Here is an 18,317-nt window from a genome sequence, read left to right on the forward strand (position 1 = left end):
CAATCAAGAGGACCCGCGGGCAACCCTCGCAGGTCAGTGGAGTCTTATATAGACGGGTCGAGACCTGTCAGCGGTGGGACCGTGCGCCTGGGGGTCGTCGTTGGTCGTCATTGGTCACTGTTGAGCGACTTCGGACGGCCCAGGGACGGCCCAGACTCCCGCTCATCGGCCCGCCTGGGAGGCGGTGCCGTTGGTTGCTGTGGCTCTCTGGTGCGACCGCATTGCGGTTCGCAGAGCTTCAAGTTCGGTTCGGGGAAACGGTCGGCCCCATTGGGACTCGTAGGCCTCTACGCCCTGCTTGTAGTCGATCCGGTCGAAGGCACGGATGGCAGACCGTGCGAGTGCCGTGACGGTGTGGTGGCCTGACCAGAGAACTACCCCTGAGCTGTCCGGAGCTTGGGCGTCGTCGGCCCTAACCAGGCGGGCATCAACCGCAGATCCATCTCTGTGGAAGAACCACCGGTACACCTGTGGCTCTCCTTCAAACTCGGCGCGTGTGTCCTCGTCACCAAGGACGAGCCGGGCAACGGCGTATAGGAACTCCTCAGGCGCGTCAGTGATGTAGGAAGCAATGGCCTCTGCCTCCCCATACTCATCACCAACTTTGACGTTCGCCCAGCCGTGACTGCCCAACGTCCATGTGATCGCTAGAGACGACATCTCCCCCTCCTCCGGGGTGACTCTATGGACTCAGATGCCGTGCGGCCGAGCCCTCAGCTTGGGAAGCTCGGATTCTCTACGCGTGATTCGCATGTGCGGGAGGGCTTCAGTGGATGACGAACTCTGGCTGACGGCCCGAGAGGCCGCCGACCTGACGGACGTCAGCGTCGTGACGGTCTACTCGTGGGTCCGCTGAGGCCGCTTGAAAGTCGGAGGCCTCGATCACCGAGGCCAGAAGTTCTTCCGCCACATCGATGTCGCGAAGGCCGAGAAGGCCACCCGGGCCATAGCCAAGTCCTGGTGCCCGCTGCCTGACCTCGGAGCCGACTACCTCGGCATGACCATCCCCTGCTCCGTTACGTAGTAGTCGCCCATGCAGGTCGGGAACGCTGAGCTATCTCCGGGCTCTCCGCGCATCTGGGACGACGTACAGAACTTGAAGAGGATCTGCCGCTTCTGTTGGTAGGTCAGTCCGGCGGGATGGTTGTCCTGTTGCGTTTGCACTGATGGCGACGACGAAGGGGTGTCCGTGTCGTCCTGGGCATTCCCAATCAAGACACCCACAACGAACGCTGCGGCGGAGGCGACGACGGCCACCTGGACCACCGGCCGCTTCCACCAAGGCGTCTGCATCCTCGCCAGGATGCGCTGATACTCCGGGTCGTTCTCGTACTCGTCCCGCCAGCGGTACCGAACCCGTTTCACGGCGACCCCCTCCAGCCCGACTGGCACCTTGATCGTGCACGGAGAGCCGGGCCGCACAGGTTATCCATGAGGTGTGCATGGGATCTACACACATGTCTCAACTGTGACCTGGCCGCCCAGAGCGTCATGACGGCCGTCAGCACGGCCCCGTCCCCCGTCAGCACACACACGTGCTGGTCCCGGTTGTATGAGGATCAGGGTGAGCTGGAATGACCGTCGGCCGGCTCACTCTGTTCGGCCTTGGGCAGCGTGGGCAATGAGGAGTTCGACAGCTTGATGATGACCGCAGCTCGCAGATGGGCCTTGATGGTCGGCTCTTGCTCCTCGCCCAACAGCTCAATCGCCTTGTCCAGATCGCTCTGGCGCTTCATGTCTTCACGCAGCCCCCTGCTCTGGGCCTCCATATGGCGCAAGGCGGCATCAGCGCGCTTGTGGAACAAGGTGCCGATCGCCACGGTCAGCAGTCCAGCCACGCTGGCAACGACGGAAGCGTACTGATCACCGATGGTGTCAGCGCGGAAGATGGCAAGACCGATCCCAGTGATCAGAATGCCACCGCCGATGATCGACGCGAACAGGCTCACGTAGAAGCTCGCTCGCGCCTGTGTGAGCCCATAGCTGTAGTACCGGATCAGTAGCTTGGTGAACTTCGCGCTGTCCTTCTCCTCCGGCGTCGGGTGCTCAGACGCAGTGCCCTCTGGCAGGAGTTCTTCGGTCAGCGCGGCCCGTTCTCGGTCAACTGCTTTCCCGAACTTGCTCGTCACAAGGGCCGAAAGCCCAGTTCCTACGGCTCCGACTGCTGCCGCGATTACTGCTGCGATCCCTGCTTCCACCCCTTGATCCTTTCAGGGGCACCCCCGCTTCGGGGGGACTTCGCCCTGACCGGTCACCCGTCACCACACGCGTGCGAGGGGGTGAGCCGCCTGTGCCCCGAGCCTTCTCCGCACAGGACGAGGAGCGGCTCCGTCAGCTCCACGCTGACGGGCTCTCCCGCAACGAAATCCACCGCCAGACGGGGTGGGCTCTGGGGACCATCTCGAACCACGCCAAGCGCCTCGGGCTGCCCTTCGACAGGGAGGCAGTCAGGGCCGCCACTGACGCCCTTCAGGTCGACCTGAAGGCACAGCGACAGGAGATCCAGCAGGAGCTGCTGGAGCTGGCCCGGGAACAGATGGCACGAGCCAGGGGCCGGTACCGCCTAACGGGCATGCCCCAGACCGGGGAGATCGCCGCCCAGTGGTTGGACCTTCCTCCGGCCAAGGAGTCGAAGGACCTGACGACTTCCGCGATGAGCGCCCTAGCCCGGTTCGATCAGAAGGCCAAAGGCGACGCACGACTGTGCCTCGCCGCACCCCACCGGCCTCAGGCACGCTGGGGGTGTCGTCGACCAGAGAAGCCGCAACTGCTGGCCGCTACTGACTACCCCACTACGTCGGGCCAGGTGCACGCTTTCCAACTGTGGTGGTGGGGTGACGGGCCGGGTGTGGGGGCGTTCACCTGGGTTCATGGGCGGCTGGCCACCGGGCTGGGATCCGCTCCAGGTCTCGGCTGAACGGCGGTGAACCGTGCTGAATGAGACGAAAACTGAGACGGCCCGTCCAGTGGCCGCTGTCAGTGGCCTCGCCTAGTCTCCGGCCATGAGCGTGATCGGTGAGTATCTGCGTGTCACGGCTGCTGAGCTTGACCAGGCGATCCGAGACCCCGACTGGGCTCTGGACTTCGTCGAAGAGGTGCAGGACGCCGAGGAGGAGACGGAGCCCTGCGCCGGCCGAAGCGCGTCACTTCACCACATACAAGGCTTGGGACTTGCTCCGCTTCCTGCTGGCGCGCACCGGGTTCCCCGTGAACGTGATCCACGGTGAGGAGCCGTTCGCCGAGGATGAGGATGGGGGGTACGGGCCTCCGAGGTACCTGCGGCCTGAGCGGGTCCGGCTCGCGGCGGAAGCTCTGCGGGCTACCAGTTATGCCCAGCTCATCAGTGACGTGGAGCCTGCTGAACTGACCAGCACCGAGGTGTATCCGCTCGGATGGAGTGAGCCAGCCTCCCTGGAGTGGAGTGGGGGCGTCCCTGGTACGACGGCCTCACACAGTTTTTCGACGCTGCTGCCAGGGCAGACGACGCGATGCTCGTCTGGCTGGACTGACGGGCCACGACAGCCGTGAGACCTCAGCTTGGGAAGCTCGGGTTCTGGCGGCAGTTGCTGTGTTGACCTGTGGCGGAGCGGCGTTCAGGCTGTGTCTTCGTCCACGGCCGGCCCCGCTGTTCCCCATGGTTCCCCGCAGGATCTGGCATGCGCATGGCACGCCTGGTTCGCCGGGAAGGACCTTGGACGGGAGCTTGGTCTTGAGGGTCTGAGCCTTAGCCGACGCCAGTCCGCCACGATGGTGGGTGCGTCGAACGATTAGGCACGCGTGTGCCACAGCAACCACTACCGGGCCTCAGCCACGCTGGCCGCCGTCGTTCACCTGAGCAAGCCGCGACCAGGGAGGCGTGGTGACGAGACCTTGGGACCATGACTTCTTCGTCCCGAAGCAGGCTCTGCCTTGGGCTGGTCTGCCTGTCACCTGCGCTGATGGTCCGCAGGCGTTCGGGTTCGTCCACCGCTATTCTTCGGCGTTGCCACGCAGTTAACACTCACGCCTCAACGAACGGTCGATGCGGATGCGACTGAGGCGTTCCGGCACGGGTCCGGAACGCCTCCCTATGATGCAGTCTCTGGCACTGTTGCTATCGTTGCGAGCGGAAGAGCGCTCTCGATTGCCAGCCTAAATCCCCAGTTGGGTTTTTAGGACTGCAGCCGCTAGAGAAGCCCCAATTGAATTAGCCATATCCCAGGCCCACCTACCAGCACTAGCGAGATGTTGCAGGGCCTTACCCTCGTCCCCCTGCCCTGCAGCTGTTGCTGCTTGTGAAACGGCAGCAACAGCGATGTCACGCTCCGGATCGTCGTCGTCCGCGCTCGCTGCGCGCATCGCCCGCCTAAGGTCGGCCAATTCGCTAGCAAGTCGCTGCAGGTCGATCCCCTCGCTGCTGCCGCCTTGGAATTTCTGGATAGTTACATCCTTCGCTTTGGACTTTGGGCCTACGGCCGCAGCTTGCTCGACCTCATACTTATCGCGCATGTTTTCTTCTCCTTTGACAATAATCGACGGAACGGAGGCGTCGCGAAAAATGAAGGTGTTCGTTACGCCTTGTCTGGCTGGTTCCCTAAAGACGGAAGGGGCGTCAGGTCTCAATTCATCCTGACTTGCAACCTCAGCACCCTGCGGTAGTCCTACTTGACTCATGAGTTCGAATTCAAGCGGTGAGGGCTTTTCCACCAATCGTACTACGTCGCCACTGAGACCGGTAAGTCCTGAGGGTAGGCGAGGGAAGTAGAATGCAGGATATGGTTCTAGGCCGTCCGGAATTTCATCCCAACACTTAATCCAAAACTTTTTGTCGTCAGTTTCAGATTCGGTAAGCGGACGCCCGAGGCAGTGGTGCATATACTCGACGTATGATTCGTTCGCTCCAGAGCACAGTGCGAGCATCGCCCTGAGCCACCAGGTGGCCGAATTGCGGGGCAGTGCTATACCAGCGAGTGCAGCGTATGCACGCCGTGGTTCGCCGCAGCACATCCATGAGAACGCACCTTGAGCGGCGAGCGTTGGATATTTCTCACCCCGAGATGATGCCAGACTCGCATCCGCAGCCTTTGCAGCCTCTTCCCACTGCCCCGAAGATTGCATCTCTACGACCTCGCAGAGAGTTAAATATTCCCGATTCGCGTTCTGCTTAACGGCTTTCTTGACATTCGTTAGGGCGATTGAGTCATTGCGTCCACCTGCGAGAAAGAGGGCTTGTTCGAACAATCTCCACGAGTATGGAAGGGCATCTTTAGTTGCGGATTGATACCCATCAAGTAGTAGATCTACCGCCTCGGAACCGCGATTTTCGCGCGTGAGTACATAGCCTCCGAGGCTGTAAATAGGAATGCGCTGCGATGAGGGTGGCATTTCGCGAAGTGCTTCATCTAGAATTCTTAGTGAATCCCGAACTTTCCCGGAATTAAAAGCCAAGAGTGCTAGTTTTCGATAGAAGATCCACGAATGACTCTGGTGAAGAGCTGCTATAGCTTGACGCGCTACAGATTCGGCAGCGCTATAGCCTTCAAACCTCGCCGACAGGTCCAAACGAAGAAGCCAAGCGCCTGACTGGCTCGGAGAGCGCGTTGCATAAGTGACTTGCCGAAAAGCCAATAGGTCGTCATCTCGACGATTTCTCTTCATGAGAAGTCTTGCCAAGAGGTATCTGAGGTTCGAATACCCTCTGTCGCTACCAGCCAGTGCCGCCATAAGTACAGAAATCAGTTGCTGGGCAGCTTCTGATTCCTCTGGCATTCGCGTGATGTTCTTGTAGTTTTTCAAAAGTTGAGATCTGTAATTAGCGGCGATGGCTTCAAATTCTTCCCCCTTTTCGATCTTCAAGAGGTGATAGCGGGCTTCGACAAAGCTTGCGCCGTTAGAAAGGAAAGGGGCGGTCGACCTCTGATCTCTAAAATGCCTCGTGAAATGTTCCGCCGCTTGAGTGTGTGCCATTCTGAGTCGGCGAGACTCCTTGGCGACTTGGCTTCTGGCAATCTCACGCACAATCGGGTTTAGGGAGAACCATCGAGTGCTGCGAGACAGGAAGAATCTTTTGGAAAGCAATTGCTGGGCCGTGTGAGGATCTTCGATGATTCGAGAGAGCCTATCAATTGCGTCCTGGCGGAAGGGTGTTCTGTAAACCGAAAGCATTTGAAGGAGTACTTTTGTACTTACTTCGAGATGCTCCAGGGAGCGTCGCGCTAGTCTTTCTTCTAGCTGCCTTACTAGTGTTGGAGCGACGATCTGGTCACGTACTTCCCAAGCCTCGGATCCTAGCTGGATCAAGTCTTCGAGGGGCTCGTCCGCAAGGCAGGTCACAAAGATTTCCAGAGCCCTCGGGTTCCCCCCGAGCCACCGAACGATATCCGTCCGCTTCTCTGGTGGAATTTCTTCTTGGAGACCTCTCATGGATAGGAGGTTATCCAGAATATCGGAGCCTTGACTTTCAGTCGGTGGGTAAACGGTGTGGATGGCGGAATCATCCATCCATCTGCCACTGGGCAAGGATTGGCTGGTAACGAGAAGGAGGCGACCTGCCCCCGGTGTTCGCTGGGAGATTTGCGAAACCAGCTCCCGCAGTGGCGCTGGTGGCAAGCCCGTTTCTGGGTCGAGGAGTGCTTCAATGTTGTCGAGGACTACAAGGCACTGCTTGCGAAGGAAGGATAGAAGGCCTGCCTGTAAATCACCGTCCGACCGATCGGATATCTCCCGTTCCCCAAGTTCATCAAGTTCGGTTGCAATGAGAATCAGGAGATCTTCCCATCCGAGGCCACCTTCGGGCGTCACCACGCGGATGGCTGGAAAGTCGGCACGCCGGATCACCTCGTTGGCGATTCGGCTTTTCCCGACTCCCCCGAATCCTTCCAAAATGCACACCTGAGGACCGGTGAGCAACCAGTCGTCACACAGCCAACGGATTAGCTCGTCCTGGGAAAGGCCTTGGGGCACCCCGAACCTCCAGCCTCTGTGTTACAGATCACCTCATCGTAGCCTCCTTGCCCCAGGGCACGCAGGACTTACGCGACCGCCCCAGCCACGACGTACCCCTTTCTCTGGCATCAGGTGGCTGATTGCCATGAGCGCGGCACGGGCGCCGGCCGGGCTGGAGCGGGGCGGAGACAGGAGCGCAGGCCCGGCCGGCGCCCGTGCCGCGCGCGGGGAGCGGAGCGAGCCGCCTTGAACTCGTGAAGAAGGTTGTTACTCAGTAGTGGTTGTGATGCGCCACAAGGGAGCGTCGTACTGCTGCGGACGGCTGTTGATGAGCAGTTGGCGTAGGTCCTCGCGCAGGGAGCCGTTGAGGTTCAGGGCCTCGGTGATGCGGCGGAACGTCGTGTGGGTGACTCCGCGGCTGCGGGCCTCGGCTTCGAACTGGTCGAGCTGAGACAGTACGGCCTCTCGGTCGAGCGGTGCCGGTGGCTGGTCCTTGAGCCATGCGGCCTTGTTGCGCTCGTAGTCGATTTCCGAGTAGCCGCAGATTTCGCGGCTGTGTGCCTCGACCTCGTCCAGGTTGGCGGTCGTCAGGATGGCGCGGGCCAACTGGTTGCGGGTCAGTGCCTCGTCCAGGTCGACCTCATGGACTGTCGGTCCTTCGTCGGTGAGGGGGACCGGGAGGCCGGCGTCTCGCATTTCGCAGGTGCCTCGCACGCCTCGGGCTGTTGCTGCGAGCATGCCGGTTGCCTCGGAGGGGTGCCATTCCAAGACCGAGCTGATCGGCTCGACGTCCTTCGCGGTGAGGGTGTGGATGAGCGGGCCGGAGATGCCGCGCAGTTCGTCGAGAGGGAGTTCGCCATCGAGGCCGGGCCCCGCCACCAACAGGCGGACGGGAGCGTTCACCTGGCAGCACGCGGCGAGCGTGACGGCGTCGGCGAGGGGGCTCTTCAGCGTCGGTTCATCGCCGCGGGCGAGGATGTCGCCGCCCACGTCCAGGAGATCGATCGAGGCCGGTGACAAGTGGTCCACCAGCTCGTCGAGTTGGCGGGTGACACCCTCGACCCCGTCGCGTGCGTCGATCAGCGCGAACGTGTGCCCGAGCTCTGCTGCAAGTCGGGGGAGAGTCGAACCCGCCGGAGCGATCGGACGGGCCTCGGCCGGCACTGCCCGGACTGCTGGGGTGAGGGGGAGGAGACCGGTGAAGTTGTCTGGTCCTCGGGGGCCCGGTACTGGGTCGACCAAGAGGCGGTCCCATGCGTACGTGAGGATCACCGCCTGGTCCTCGTCGCCGTAGAGGGCGGCGTGAATCATTGCGGCGGCGACTGCGTCGCCCCCTCCTCCTGCTGCGACGATCAACCGCGTCATGCGTCTCAGCCTACGGGGTGGGGGGTTGACCACTCACCCTATAGTGGCTAGAGGCCATAGCCACTTGTATCGAGAAGCGGGCCTCAGCTCGGTAGCGGGGTGCCCGACTACTCGCCTGGGGGTCGCCTTGGGTGAGGAGGACTGATGCCGCAGATCGAGGAGGCTCAGCCGAAGTATCTTCAGATCGCGCACTACATCCGTGATCAGATTCTTCGGGGTGACCTGCGACCGGGTGACGAGGTGCCGTCGGAGCGGCAGTTGGCGGCGGACTGGAAGGTGTCCCGGCCCACGGCCGCACGGTCGCTGGAGGCGCTGAGTCATCAGGGGCTCGTCGAGAAGCGCCAGGGGTCGGGCACGTACGTTCGGAGCCTCGAAGTCAACCGGCGGGCCCGTGAGTTGTACGGGCGCGCTCGGCAGACCGGGAAGATCTACACGCCGGGCGAGTACGCCGTGATCACTTCTGCCGGTTGGCTTGAGGCGCCAGACCACGTGGCTGAGGCCTTGGGCCTGGTCAAGGATCGCCGTGCGGTGCATCGGCGGCGGGTGACCAACAACCAGGACGGCCCGATCACGCTGTCCACCTCGTGGTTCGCTCCGGATGTCGGTCAGCGTGCGCCGAAGCTTCTGGAGCCGGAGCGGATCCAAGAGGGGACGCTGCTGTACGTCGAGAACATGACCGGACGGCAGGGCAGTTACGCGGAAGATCGCATGTGCGCGCGTGCGGCCACGGAGGAAGAGGCCGAGGACCTCCAACTGGCCGCCGACTCCGCTGTCCTGATTGTGCACCACGTCGTTTTCGACTTCCAGGACCGGCCGTTGGAGTTCGCTGAGGCCACCTACCCGCCGCATCGCTGGGCGTTCGAGCAGGGCTACCCCCTCACCTGAGGGGGCCAGTTGCGGCGAATCGCTTGCGTCCTCCAAGTGGCTAATGCCACTATCCAGAAAGTGGCTAAGGCCACTTCACTGGGAGGAGGCGCGGTGTGACGAGTCAGGGGCCGGATCAGGGCACGCACTTACCTTGCTCGGGTTGCCGGGGGCGCGGCTGGAAGCGTGTCGGCTCCCGAGCGACCCTGGCGCTTGCCACCGCCGCCGATCGCACCCGTGCCACATCGAAGCGGCGCTGCCTCGACTGCGACGGTAGCGGCAGGAAGTGAGCACCTGATGGCCTACATGATCGACCGCTTTCCGTCTGAGGAGTCACCGCGTCTCGGTGCGATGACCTTGCACCCTGTCGCTGAGTCTGTGTCACGGGCTCGGCGCTGGTTCCGCAAGTTCATCGCCCCGTACAACCCGGCCTGCTCTGTCGACGACTGTGCGTTGATGATCTCGGAGCTGGTGACCAACGCCATCGCTTATGGCCGGTCGGACGAACCCTGGCTCGTATGGGTCGAGTGGTTCCGGGAGGGGGCTTCGCTCTGGGTCGACGTGCACAACCCCGGCTTTCCGGCGAACGTGCGGTTGAGGCATCCCGACGCCGACGACGCCCACGGGCGTGGGCTGCTCCTGGTCGATTCGCTGGCTGAGTCGTGGCATGCCGCCCCGAGCCGCTTCGGCGGAACCGTCGTCTCCTTCGTGGTGGCCGATGCCTGGCCCGGAAGGTAAGAGTTCGCTCCGCTTCTACTTTGACAATCGAAGATTCGCTAGTCTGGTTGACCAGTTGACTTGGCCAATCCCGACAGGCGGCGTTCATGGCGTATGAAGTGGAGCCACCGAAGTACGTGCGCCTCGCACAGACGATCCAGCGTCGCATCGAGGACGGCACGTACCCGCCTGGCACTCGGGTGCCCAGCGAGAACCAGTTGGTGCAGTCCTTCGGGATGTCCCGCCCCACCGTCGTGCGGGCGCTGGAACTGCTGAAGCGTGACGGCTGGCTGGAGTCTCGACAGGGGTACGGCACGATCGTTCGGGACCGACCGGAAGCGGTCGAGCAGAAGGACCGGCGGGGGCGAGAGGCTCTGGAGCGCGATGAGTCCCAGGCCTCGGGACGCCTCGTGGAAGTCGCTGAAGTCGTTGTCCCGGCGCGAGTCGCCTCAGCGCTCGGCTTGCCGAAGAAGGCCAAAGTTCTCATGCGCCGCTTTCTCGTTGAGGAGGAAGGCGAAGCAGTTGAGCTGGTCTCGTCGTACTTCCCCGCCGGCCTGGTGGAGGACACCGAGCTGGCGAGCGCTGAAGTCCTGGCCGGCAGTGTGCGCGAACACCTGGAAGCGAGAAGGAAGATCCGCTTCGACCATGTCACGGAGCGGGTTTCGGCTCGGCTCCCTGAGGCTGGTGAAGCCGGACTCCTGGGCCTGCCGGATGGCGTGCCAGTGCTGAGCGTCCTCGTCATCGCGTGCGACGCGTCAGGGCAGGCGTTGCAAGTCTCTGACGTGCTGCTTCCTGCTGACCGCCAGGAACTCGAAGATACCTATCGGCTCAGCTGACGGTTGAACCGGTCACTGTGACTCAGGCCCGAGGTTGTCGGCTGGCAAGTCGGTAGATCACGTACGTAAGCGCCAGGATGAAGTCGGCGGCTACCCAGAACGCGACGATCAGGCCCACCCCGATCGTGGTTCCGACGTCGCTCGCGTCCTCGCAGAGCTTCAGGTCCTCTCCCGTCAGACCGCGGCAACCTTCGGGCGTACCGCTGGCCGTCGAAGCGCCCAAAATGACCCAGATCAAAAACAAGATCTGCACGGCGAGAAAGACCCATAGGAAGACCCGGCGCCGCTTCCTCGGCGGCGGTGCCGTGCTGTCCTGACGCGGGGGCTGACTTGGGGGTGATCCCTGAGGCGGTCCCGGCCATGTGACTGGCGGCGGTGCCGCCCACTGTGGAGTGCGAGGTCCCCATGACTGGGGCTCTGGAGCGCGGTGCTTCTTGCTCATTTCGCGCCCTCCCTTGCTGCTGAGTCCATGGTGCGCTCGGGGCTCCAGGGCCGCTCGCCGACCACCGCGAAGTCACTTGACAAGTCAACCTGGCATCCGTAGCTTCGAACTTGCTAAGTCAACTTGTCAGGTGGCGAGTTGGTTGATCGACAAGGAGAAATCTCTGTGCGTGTGATCCGTATTGACGCCTCGGCCGCCACGATCCTGCTCACCGAAGCGCCGGCGCCGAAGGTGCGCGACCGGCAGACCGGTGAGATCGCCAAGGACGCCGTGAGTGGTGAGGCGCTGATGACGGTCGGCGTCGTCTACATCGACGAGGGCGAGTCGTCGCTGCTTCAGGTCACCGTCCCCGAGAGCGGTGTGACGGAGGGCCTGACCGTCGGGGCCCCGGTCTCGTTGCCGGGGCTCATTGCCCGACCGTGGGAGAGCGTCTTCAACGGGCAGCAGCGGCACGGCATCGCCTACCGGGCGACCGCCGTTGCTCCTGGCGCCTTCCCGATGGAGCAGGCGGGCTGATCGTCGTGACCGACCTGGTGACGTGGGCCGAGCTGGGCGGGTCGCTCGCTGCGATAGGCGGCGCGGCCTACGCCCGGCATGCCCATCCGGCGGCGTACTGGGCCACGGTCGGGCTGCCCGTCTCGGTGGCCCGGCTGCTGGCCTCGTACACCTCCACCATGGACGCGTGCGGCCTGACGGTCGAGCCGCCCCGGTGGCGGGCCCTGGCCGTCAAGGCCACGACTCGCCGTGAGGTCCGACCCGTGCCTCCCCGCCGGGGCATGATCCGGCCCACCTCGACCGGCCTGCGGCTCCGGCTGCGGCTGGCTCCGGGCCAGGAACCGGCGGACGTGGCGGCCTCGGCCGAACGGCTCCGGCATGCCTGGGGTGTTCACGCCGTGTACGTGCGGGACGTCAAGCCCGGTGTCGTGGAACTGCGGCTCGTCGGCTTCGACGTCCTGCGCAAGGTGCGGATGCCTCGCCGGACCGATACCGGTCCGCTCCGCGTGCCGGTGGCTCTGCGGGAGGACGCAACCGCCTTCGTGCGGGACTACAGGGCCGTACCTCACGAACTCGTGCTCGGCGCCACGCTGTCCGGCAAATCCATGTTCCTGCGGAACCTGCTCGCCGGGCTGGCCGCTCAGCCGGTGGTCCTGGTCGGGATCGACTGCAAGCGCGGGGTGGAGCTGGCGCCGTTCGCTCCCCGGCTCTCTGCGCTGGCGACCGACCCGGAGCAGGCGTCCGAGCTGCTGCCCGTGCTCGTCAAGGAAATGGAGGACCGATACGACCTGATCAAAGCGCGGCAGGGCATCGCGCCCGGCACCCCGGATGAGCTGATCACCTCGGACGTCTGGGGCCTGCCGGAGGGCGAACGTCCGGCTCCCATCGTGCTGTTCGTAGACGAAGTGGCAGAGCTCTTCCTCGTCGCCACCAGGAAGGAGGAAGAGCGGCGGGACGAGATGGTCACCCAGCTCATCCGGCTCGCCCAGCTTGGCCGTGCGGCCGGCATCTATCTGGAGGTGTGCGGGCAGCGCTTCGGGGCCGAGCTGGGCAAGGGAGCGACCATGCTCCGGGCTCAGCTCACCGGCCGGATCTGCCATCGGGTGAACGACGAAGCGTCCGCGAAGATGGCGCTCGGTGACATCGCCCCTGAGGCTGTCCTGGCCTCCTGCGCCATCGCTGCCGAGTTGCCCGGCCTCGCCGTCGTCGGCGACACCTCCGGCGGCTGGTCCCGCATCCGCACCCCTCACCTGTCCCTCGCCGACGCTGCGGCCACCTGCCGCGAAACGGCGCACCTCGCCCCGGACGTTCCGGCGCTCGCGCCCTTCCGGTCCTACCTCCCTCCCGCGCCGGTGAAGGAGTCCAGCCCTCTGGCCACTCCTCAACCGATCACCGAGTAGCCAACCCGCTTCCACGGTCGGCGCGGCCGTCCCGCGCCAAGTCCCTACCCCACCCATGCCCGGAACTGGAAGGAGTGGCCGTGCGCGCCCTGCCCGCCCGCGTGGACGCCGTGCTCGTTCAAGCGGTGATCGCCGCCGCGCTGTCCTTCGCTCACCTGCACGACCTAGCGCTCGCTGCCGGACAAGACGGCTGGAAGGCGTGGGCCTATCCGATCTCCGTCGACCTGCTGTTGGTCGCGGCCTGGCGGCGCCTGCGCTCCGGTGAGTCGAAAACGTCCGGGTGGTGCTGGTTCCTTGTCGCACTGATGGCGTCACTGGGCGCCAACGTCGCCACCGCCGGTCTGCTCGACCTGGAGAACGTACCGGCCTGGCTCCGCATCCTCGTCGCCGGCTGGCCCGCGGTCGCCTTCCTCGGCGGCACGCTGCTCGCTCACGGAGCAGTGAATCCCAGCGCTGATCGGGCGACGGCACCGGAACCGCCTTCGACAGCTCAGGCGCCGGAACCGACCGCCGCAGATGTCGAGCCGCCCACGGCAGCGCCCGAACTGCCGGCCGCCGCGCCGGAGTCGGCTTCATTGCCTCCGTCCTCGGTACCGCCCGCGCTCGTCGCTCTCGCCCGGAAGGTCGCCGACGAACACCGCGCCCGGACCGGGACCGACATCGACACCTCGACCCTTCGCGCCCGGCTCGGTGTGCCCATGCCGCTCGCCGAAGCCATCACCACCCAACTCACCTGACCCGGAGGACTTTCCCCCTTGCGCCCGTCCACGCTCCGCGCGCTGAAGCGCGCCGCAGAGCTGACCCGACAGAACCGCCTCACCGAAGCCGTGCTGATCGCCGAACCGGTCATCCTCGCCGCCGACAGCTACGAGGGCGAAGAGATCTTGCGCTGGCTGGCCGACCACGTCACCGACTTCACCGGCGAGACCGACAAGGAGATCCCCTGATGTCCGCCAACCGCCGCTTCCGCCGCGTCGTCCGCATCGGCCCCGTCCATGTCGGCACCTACAACGACGGCCGGGGCCGCGAGAAGCACACCGCCGCCTGCACGGCTCCGCGCTGCGGCTTCTCCACCGACTACGACAGCCGCGCCGCCGCCGAGCTGGCCGCGCGCACCCACCGCTGCCGCGTCCGCTGAGGAGCTCCCGTGACCGTCTCGCTGCCGCTCGTCTTCCTCCTGGGCGTCATCGCCTGGGCCGCGATCAAGTTCCTCGGCATCCGTCTCTGGGTCGCCGTCGTGATCGCCCTGTTCGGCTTCTGGCTCTCGCACACCATCCTCGCCCCGGCCATCGAGTCCGGCACCCGCTCCGGGGTCGACGTCGTCAACGGCACCCACGAATGACACCCCGACCGACAAGGAGTCCCGCGATGTTCCGCCCCAAGCTGCCCGACACCCCGCACGTCCCGAGCATCACCACCCACATCCCGCAGGATCACGCCCCGGCTCCTTCCGCCGGCCGCTCGGTCGCCCCGTTCGTCGGGGTCGGCGCCGGTGCGGTGGCCGCCGTGGTCGTCGTCGGCGTCGTCCTCACCGCGCTCCTGGCGGCGGTCGCCGTCTCGGCCGTGTCCGTGGCCATCGCCGCCGTGGTCCTGCGCTCCCTCGTCACTGGCGCCAACAGGCGCTGACCGGCCGCCGGGGCGGCAAACGCCGCCAAGCATCCCGCCGCCCCGGGGCCGTCCCTCTCAACCGCCGAAACAGCCGAAAGGAAGACCCATCATCACCCGGCAGACTCCGCCCCCGCTGGCGGAACTCTCCATGCTGGCCTCCCTCGGCACCATGCCCGAGCTGGCCCGCCAACTCTCCGGCCTGGGCGGCTGCACGAACCCCGTGCGCCTCGACGGCCACCGAACCGAGTACGCGGTCGACCGGACGACCGGAGAGATCGGGCGCGTCCTCCACCACCTCGACTCGTCCTCCCTGCCCGCCGGAAGTCTCCTCGTCCGCTGCAACAACCGCCGTGCCACCCGCTGCGCGGCCTGTGCGGAGGTCTACCGCCGAGACACCTTCCACCTGATCACCGCCGGACTCCGTGGCGGCAAGGGCACCGCCGAACAGGTCGGCACACACCCGCGCGTCTTCGCCACCCTCACCGCACCGAGCTTCGGCCCGGTCCACAACCGCCCCTCCAGCGGGCGGCCCTGCCGCTGCGGTGCTCGGCACGACGACACAGACCCGGCCCTCGGTACGCCCCTCGACCCGGACGCATACAACTACGAAGCGGCCGTGCTCTGGAATGCCCACGCCGGGGCCCTCTGGCGGCGCTTCTCGATCTACCTGCGCCGTGAGATCGCCAAGCGCGCCGGCCTCACCCAGCGCACATTTCGGGATCACGCACGTGTCTCCTTCGCTAAGGTCGCCGAGTACCAGAAGCGGGGCGCCGTCCACTTCCACGCGGTCATCCGCCTCGACGGCCCGGAGGGCGGCGACACGGCCCCTCCGGCCTGGGCGTCCGCCGAACTGCTGACCGACGCCGTTCATGCCGCCGTCACCGCCACCCGCGTCAACGGATCGGACGTCGACGGCCGCACCCACACCTTCACCTTCGGCCGCCAACTCGACGTGCGCACCATCCGCTCTGCCGACTTCGACGGCGGCCAGGAGCTGACCGAGCGGGCCGTCGCCGCGTACATCGCCAAGTACGCCACCAAAGGCGCCGAGACAGCGACCGGCACCCTGGACCGGCCGATCCGCTTCCTCGCCGAGCTGGCACAGGCCCGGATCACCGACCACGCCCGCCGCATGATCCGGACGGCCTGGACCCTCGGCGCCCGCAAGCACCTTGAACACCTCCGCCTGCGCGCTTGGGCCCACATGCTCGGCTTCCGCGGCCACTTCTCCACCAAGTCCCGCCGCTACTCCACCACCCTCGGCGCCCTCCGCGACGCCCGCGCCGAATGGCGCCGCGCACAAGCGCCCACGGCCGCTCCTCAGGACGGCGAAACCACGCTCGTCCTGGCCCACTGGGTCTTCGCCGGAACCGGCCTGAGTAACGGCGAGGCCTGGCTCGCTGCGTCCCTCGAACCCGCCCGCGGAACGGAAGGAGAACCGACATGGACGCCCGTCGCGACGAGCTGATGACCGTTCGGCAAGTCCTGGATGAGCTGGGCGGTGTCTCCCGTCGGACGTTCTACCGCTGGAGAGAACTGGGGTACGGGCCGGCCGCATTCAAGCTGCCCAACGGAGAGCTGCGGGTTTGGCGGAGTGACTTCAACACATGGCTGCGACAGCTGGAGGAGGCGGCGTGAAGTCTCTCGATGTGAAGGTCTGGGGAGTCCGCAAGCGGGACACCAAAACGCCCTCGTACGGTGTCCGCTGGTCAGTCGCAGGCAATGTGTTCTCGGAGTCCTTCCGTACCAAGGCACTTGCCGACCACTACCGCACGAAGCTCATGCGTGCGATGCGCGAGGGCGAGGAGTTCGACACTGTGTCGGGACTTCCGGCCTCGATGGAAGAGAAGAAGTCGGCCGTGTCGTGGTACGCCTTCGCTCTCAGGTACCTCGCCATGAAATGGCCTCATGCCGCCCCGAATACGAGGGATGGCATCAACGAATCCCTCACCAGCGTGACGCTGGAACTCCTCGACGAGCGTGCCGGACGACCGTCCGACGAGGAAATCCGCAGAGCACTGCGCAACTGGGCCTTCGTGCTGCCAGGGCCCGATGACCGGGAAGTCCCGGACGACGTTCGGACCGTTCTCCACTGGGTGTCCAAGGCATCCCGGCCGCTCGCCGATCTCGCTGAAGCGGCCACGGCTCGCACGGTCCTCGACTCGCTGAAGCTCAAGCTCGACGGCACGGCAGCAGCGGCGGAGACTGTGCGGCGTAAGCGCCGGACACTCGTCAACGCCGCGAACTACGCCGTCGACCTGGGGGAGCTGCGCGAGAACCCCATCACAGCTGTCCGCTGGCAGAAGCCAAAGGTGTCCAACCATGTCGAACCGCGGGTTGTCGCCAACCCGGAGCAGGCACGGAACCTCCTGGCGGCGGTTTCCTACGTGGGCGGGTACCGGCGTGCTCGTGGTCGTCGCCTCGTGGGTCTGTTCGCCGCCATGTACTTCGGTGGCCTGCGGCCGGCGGAAGCGGTGGGCCTCGTCGAGACGGACCTGAAGCTTCCCGAGCAGGGCTGGGGCTCGGCGCTGCTCCACCGGACCCGTCCGTCCGTCGGCAAGCAGTGGACCGACTCGGGGGAGACCCATGACGACCGCGGGCTGAAGAACCGGCCGACCGAGGACGTGAGGCGGGTGCCGATCCCGCCTCACCTCGTAGCCGTGCTCCGCGAGCACCTGGCTACCTTCGGCACGGCGGACGACGGGCGGCTGTTCTTCAGCGAGAAGGGCTCGGTCGTCCCGTCCTCGACCTACTACCGCGTGTGGCAGGAAGCTCGGCTCCTCGCGCTTCCGCCGGCCGTCGCGGCCTCGCCGCTCGCGAGTCGGCCGTACGACCTTCGGCACTCGGCGCTGTCGACGTGGCTCAATGCGGGTGTCGACCCCACTGAGGTGGCCGAGCACGCCGGCAACAGCGTGGAGGTTTTGCTGACCCGCTACGCCAAGTGCCTCGACGGACGGCAAGACGTCGCCAACCGGCGTATTGAGGATCTGTTGCGCGAGTACGAGTGATCGCAGACGACCGTAGCCCCGATGCCCCCGGACTTGTCCGGGGGCATCGGCATGCCTTGGCCGAGAGGGGCGTTCCTGTCCTCAGGAATTCCGCGCCGCTGGCTCCGGGGTGTATGTCGGGCCGGGCCATGAAGTAAGGCCGGCTTTCATCACTCGTTCAGAGGCGCCTCTCATGCGCATTACGCGCATGATGCCCAGAGTTGACCACGACTAGTTGCGTCTACTTACAGGGGTAAAGGATCATGCCGACGTTTGTTGCGCTGCTGAACTGGACCGACCAGGGAGTCCGCGGCTACAAGGACACCCCGCAACGCGCCGAAGCCTTCACGGCAGCGGCTCAGAAGCTCGGGGTGAAGGTCCTGAACCTCTTCTGGACCGTCGGCCCGTACGACATCGTGGCTGTCGTGGAGGCGCCCGACGACGAGACTGCCACCGCGGTGCTCCTACAGGTCGGCGCGTTGGGCAACGTCCGTAGCACGACCCTGCGAGCCTTCGGCCAGGAGGAGATGGGCCGCATCATCGCCAAAGCCACCGGCTGAGGGACTTCCCCGTCGAGGTTCTGTTGGTGCGAGTGACACGCTCAAGGCGGTACCCCCCAAGGCCCTGGACCTGTCCGGGGCCTTCGCCTGTCCTGGGCATGACCTGCGCTTACGTCCCA

Annotated in this window: 23 protein-coding genes; 17 read left to right on the plus strand and 6 right to left on the minus strand. The window is 65.2% G+C overall.

The window, feature by feature from the left end; genetic code table 11:
- Positions 1–162 precede the first annotated feature (162 nt).
- The 3 genes from RFN52_RS27390 to RFN52_RS27400 form a co-directional block, all read right to left on the minus strand.
- Positions 163–660 carry a hypothetical protein gene (locus RFN52_RS27390; protein WP_184849950.1) on the minus strand — a complete coding sequence of 166 codons (498 nt, stop codon included), beginning with the start codon at positions 658–660 and terminating at the stop codon, positions 163–165.
- 327 nt (positions 661–987) lie between these two features.
- Positions 988–1,392: a hypothetical protein gene (locus tag RFN52_RS27395; protein WP_311241067.1), complete on the minus strand. Its 405-nt coding sequence runs from the start codon at positions 1,390–1,392 to the stop codon at positions 988–990.
- 167 nt (positions 1,393–1,559) lie between these two features.
- Positions 1,560–2,198 (minus strand): TRADD-N-associated membrane domain-containing protein, encoded by a 639-nt coding sequence (locus RFN52_RS27400; RefSeq protein ID WP_184849952.1) that lies wholly within the window; start codon positions 2,196–2,198, stop codon positions 1,560–1,562.
- A gap of 92 nt (positions 2,199–2,290) precedes the next feature.
- Between RFN52_RS27400 and RFN52_RS27405 the strand changes: the two genes are divergently transcribed.
- The 3 genes from RFN52_RS27405 (at position 2,291) to RFN52_RS40245 (ending at position 3,528) form a co-directional block, all read left to right on the plus strand.
- The gene (locus RFN52_RS27405) at positions 2,291–2,917 is read left to right on the plus strand and encodes a hypothetical protein (RefSeq protein ID WP_184849955.1); all 627 of its coding nucleotides are present in this window, start codon (positions 2,291–2,293) and stop codon (positions 2,915–2,917) included.
- Between the two features lie 85 nt (positions 2,918–3,002).
- Positions 3,003–3,227, plus strand: coding sequence for a DUF1877 family protein (locus tag RFN52_RS40240; RefSeq protein WP_311241068.1), 225 nt, complete (start codon positions 3,003–3,005; stop codon positions 3,225–3,227).
- Entirely contained in the window at positions 3,214–3,528 is a 315-nt protein-coding gene (locus RFN52_RS40245; protein WP_311241241.1) for a DUF1877 family protein, read from the plus strand. Before RFN52_RS40240 ends, RFN52_RS40245 begins: the two co-directional genes overlap by 14 nt.
- Positions 3,529–4,131: 603 nt before the next feature.
- Here the strand turns inward: RFN52_RS40245 and RFN52_RS27420 are convergent.
- The gene (locus RFN52_RS27420; RefSeq protein WP_374050181.1) at positions 4,132–6,942 is read right to left on the minus strand and encodes an AAA family ATPase; all 2,811 of its coding nucleotides are present in this window, start codon (positions 6,940–6,942) and stop codon (positions 4,132–4,134) included.
- A 249-nt stretch (positions 6,943–7,191) separates the two neighbouring features.
- Positions 7,192–8,289, minus strand: a complete 1,098-nt coding sequence (locus RFN52_RS27425) for a DUF1152 domain-containing protein (protein ID WP_184849959.1) — start codon at positions 8,287–8,289, stop codon at positions 7,192–7,194.
- 144 nt (positions 8,290–8,433) lie between these two features.
- Between RFN52_RS27425 and RFN52_RS27430 the strand changes: the two genes are divergently transcribed.
- The 3 genes from RFN52_RS27430 to RFN52_RS27440 all read left to right on the plus strand — a co-directional run bounded on the left by RFN52_RS27430 (position 8,434) and on the right by RFN52_RS27440 (position 10,706).
- Positions 8,434–9,174: a GntR family transcriptional regulator gene (locus RFN52_RS27430; protein ID WP_184849961.1), complete on the plus strand. Its 741-nt coding sequence runs from the start codon at positions 8,434–8,436 to the stop codon at positions 9,172–9,174.
- A gap of 276 nt (positions 9,175–9,450) precedes the next feature.
- On the plus strand, positions 9,451–9,891 hold the full coding sequence (locus tag RFN52_RS27435) for an ATP-binding protein (RefSeq protein WP_184849964.1): 441 nt from the start codon (positions 9,451–9,453) through the stop codon (positions 9,889–9,891).
- A gap of 86 nt (positions 9,892–9,977) precedes the next feature.
- The gene (locus tag RFN52_RS27440; RefSeq protein WP_184849966.1) at positions 9,978–10,706 is read left to right on the plus strand and encodes a GntR family transcriptional regulator; all 729 of its coding nucleotides are present in this window, start codon (positions 9,978–9,980) and stop codon (positions 10,704–10,706) included.
- Positions 10,707–10,728: 22 nt separating this feature from the next.
- On the opposite strand, the gene RFN52_RS27445 is transcribed toward RFN52_RS27440, so the two are convergent.
- Entirely contained in the window at positions 10,729–10,959 is a 231-nt protein-coding gene (locus RFN52_RS27445; protein ID WP_184849968.1) for a hypothetical protein, read from the minus strand.
- A gap of 354 nt (positions 10,960–11,313) precedes the next feature.
- On the opposite strand from RFN52_RS27445, the gene RFN52_RS27450 reads away from it, so the two are divergent.
- The 11 genes from RFN52_RS27450 to RFN52_RS27500 all read left to right on the plus strand — a co-directional run bounded on the left by RFN52_RS27450 (position 11,314) and on the right by RFN52_RS27500 (position 18,198).
- A complete protein-coding gene (locus RFN52_RS27450) occupies positions 11,314–11,664 on the plus strand; it encodes an SCO3933 family regulatory protein (protein WP_184849970.1) in 351 nt (116 codons plus the stop codon).
- A gap of 5 nt (positions 11,665–11,669) precedes the next feature.
- The gene (locus RFN52_RS27455; RefSeq protein WP_184849972.1) at positions 11,670–13,043 is read left to right on the plus strand and encodes an FtsK/SpoIIIE domain-containing protein; all 1,374 of its coding nucleotides are present in this window, start codon (positions 11,670–11,672) and stop codon (positions 13,041–13,043) included.
- Positions 13,044–13,123: 80 nt separating this feature from the next.
- The gene (locus RFN52_RS27460) at positions 13,124–13,780 is read left to right on the plus strand and encodes a DUF2637 domain-containing protein (RefSeq protein WP_184849974.1); all 657 of its coding nucleotides are present in this window, start codon (positions 13,124–13,126) and stop codon (positions 13,778–13,780) included.
- A gap of 18 nt (positions 13,781–13,798) precedes the next feature.
- Complete coding sequence (locus tag RFN52_RS27465) at positions 13,799–13,990, plus strand: RING finger protein (RefSeq protein ID WP_184849976.1); 192 nt, start codon at positions 13,799–13,801, stop codon at positions 13,988–13,990.
- Positions 13,990–14,181, plus strand: a complete 192-nt coding sequence (locus RFN52_RS27470) for a mobile element transfer protein (RefSeq protein ID WP_184849978.1) — start codon at positions 13,990–13,992, stop codon at positions 14,179–14,181. Before RFN52_RS27465 ends, RFN52_RS27470 begins: the two co-directional genes overlap by 1 nt.
- A 9-nt stretch (positions 14,182–14,190) precedes the next feature.
- The gene (locus RFN52_RS27475; RefSeq protein WP_184849980.1) at positions 14,191–14,385 is read left to right on the plus strand and encodes a hypothetical protein; all 195 of its coding nucleotides are present in this window, start codon (positions 14,191–14,193) and stop codon (positions 14,383–14,385) included.
- A gap of 26 nt (positions 14,386–14,411) precedes the next feature.
- The gene (locus RFN52_RS27480; protein WP_104783031.1) at positions 14,412–14,669 is read left to right on the plus strand and encodes a SpdD protein; all 258 of its coding nucleotides are present in this window, start codon (positions 14,412–14,414) and stop codon (positions 14,667–14,669) included.
- Positions 14,670–14,799: 130 nt separating this feature from the next.
- Positions 14,800–16,119, plus strand: a complete 1,320-nt coding sequence (locus RFN52_RS27485; protein WP_184849982.1) for a replication initiator — start codon at positions 14,800–14,802, stop codon at positions 16,117–16,119.
- On the plus strand, positions 16,095–16,289 hold the full coding sequence (locus tag RFN52_RS27490; RefSeq protein WP_030246378.1) for a helix-turn-helix transcriptional regulator: 195 nt from the start codon (positions 16,095–16,097) through the stop codon (positions 16,287–16,289). The genes RFN52_RS27485 and RFN52_RS27490 overlap by 25 nt, the downstream gene beginning before the upstream one ends.
- Positions 16,286–17,659, plus strand: a complete 1,374-nt coding sequence (locus RFN52_RS27495) for a tyrosine-type recombinase/integrase (RefSeq protein ID WP_184854056.1) — start codon at positions 16,286–16,288, stop codon at positions 17,657–17,659. Before RFN52_RS27490 ends, RFN52_RS27495 begins: the two co-directional genes overlap by 4 nt.
- A 242-nt stretch (positions 17,660–17,901) precedes the next feature.
- On the plus strand, positions 17,902–18,198 hold the full coding sequence (locus tag RFN52_RS27500) for a GYD domain-containing protein (protein ID WP_184849985.1): 297 nt from the start codon (positions 17,902–17,904) through the stop codon (positions 18,196–18,198).
- The last annotated feature ends 119 nt before the right edge of the window (positions 18,199–18,317 follow it).

The organism is Streptomyces collinus (assembly GCF_031348265.1).
In the GTDB taxonomy this organism is placed as follows: domain Bacteria; phylum Actinomycetota; class Actinomycetes; order Streptomycetales; family Streptomycetaceae; genus Streptomyces; species Streptomyces collinus.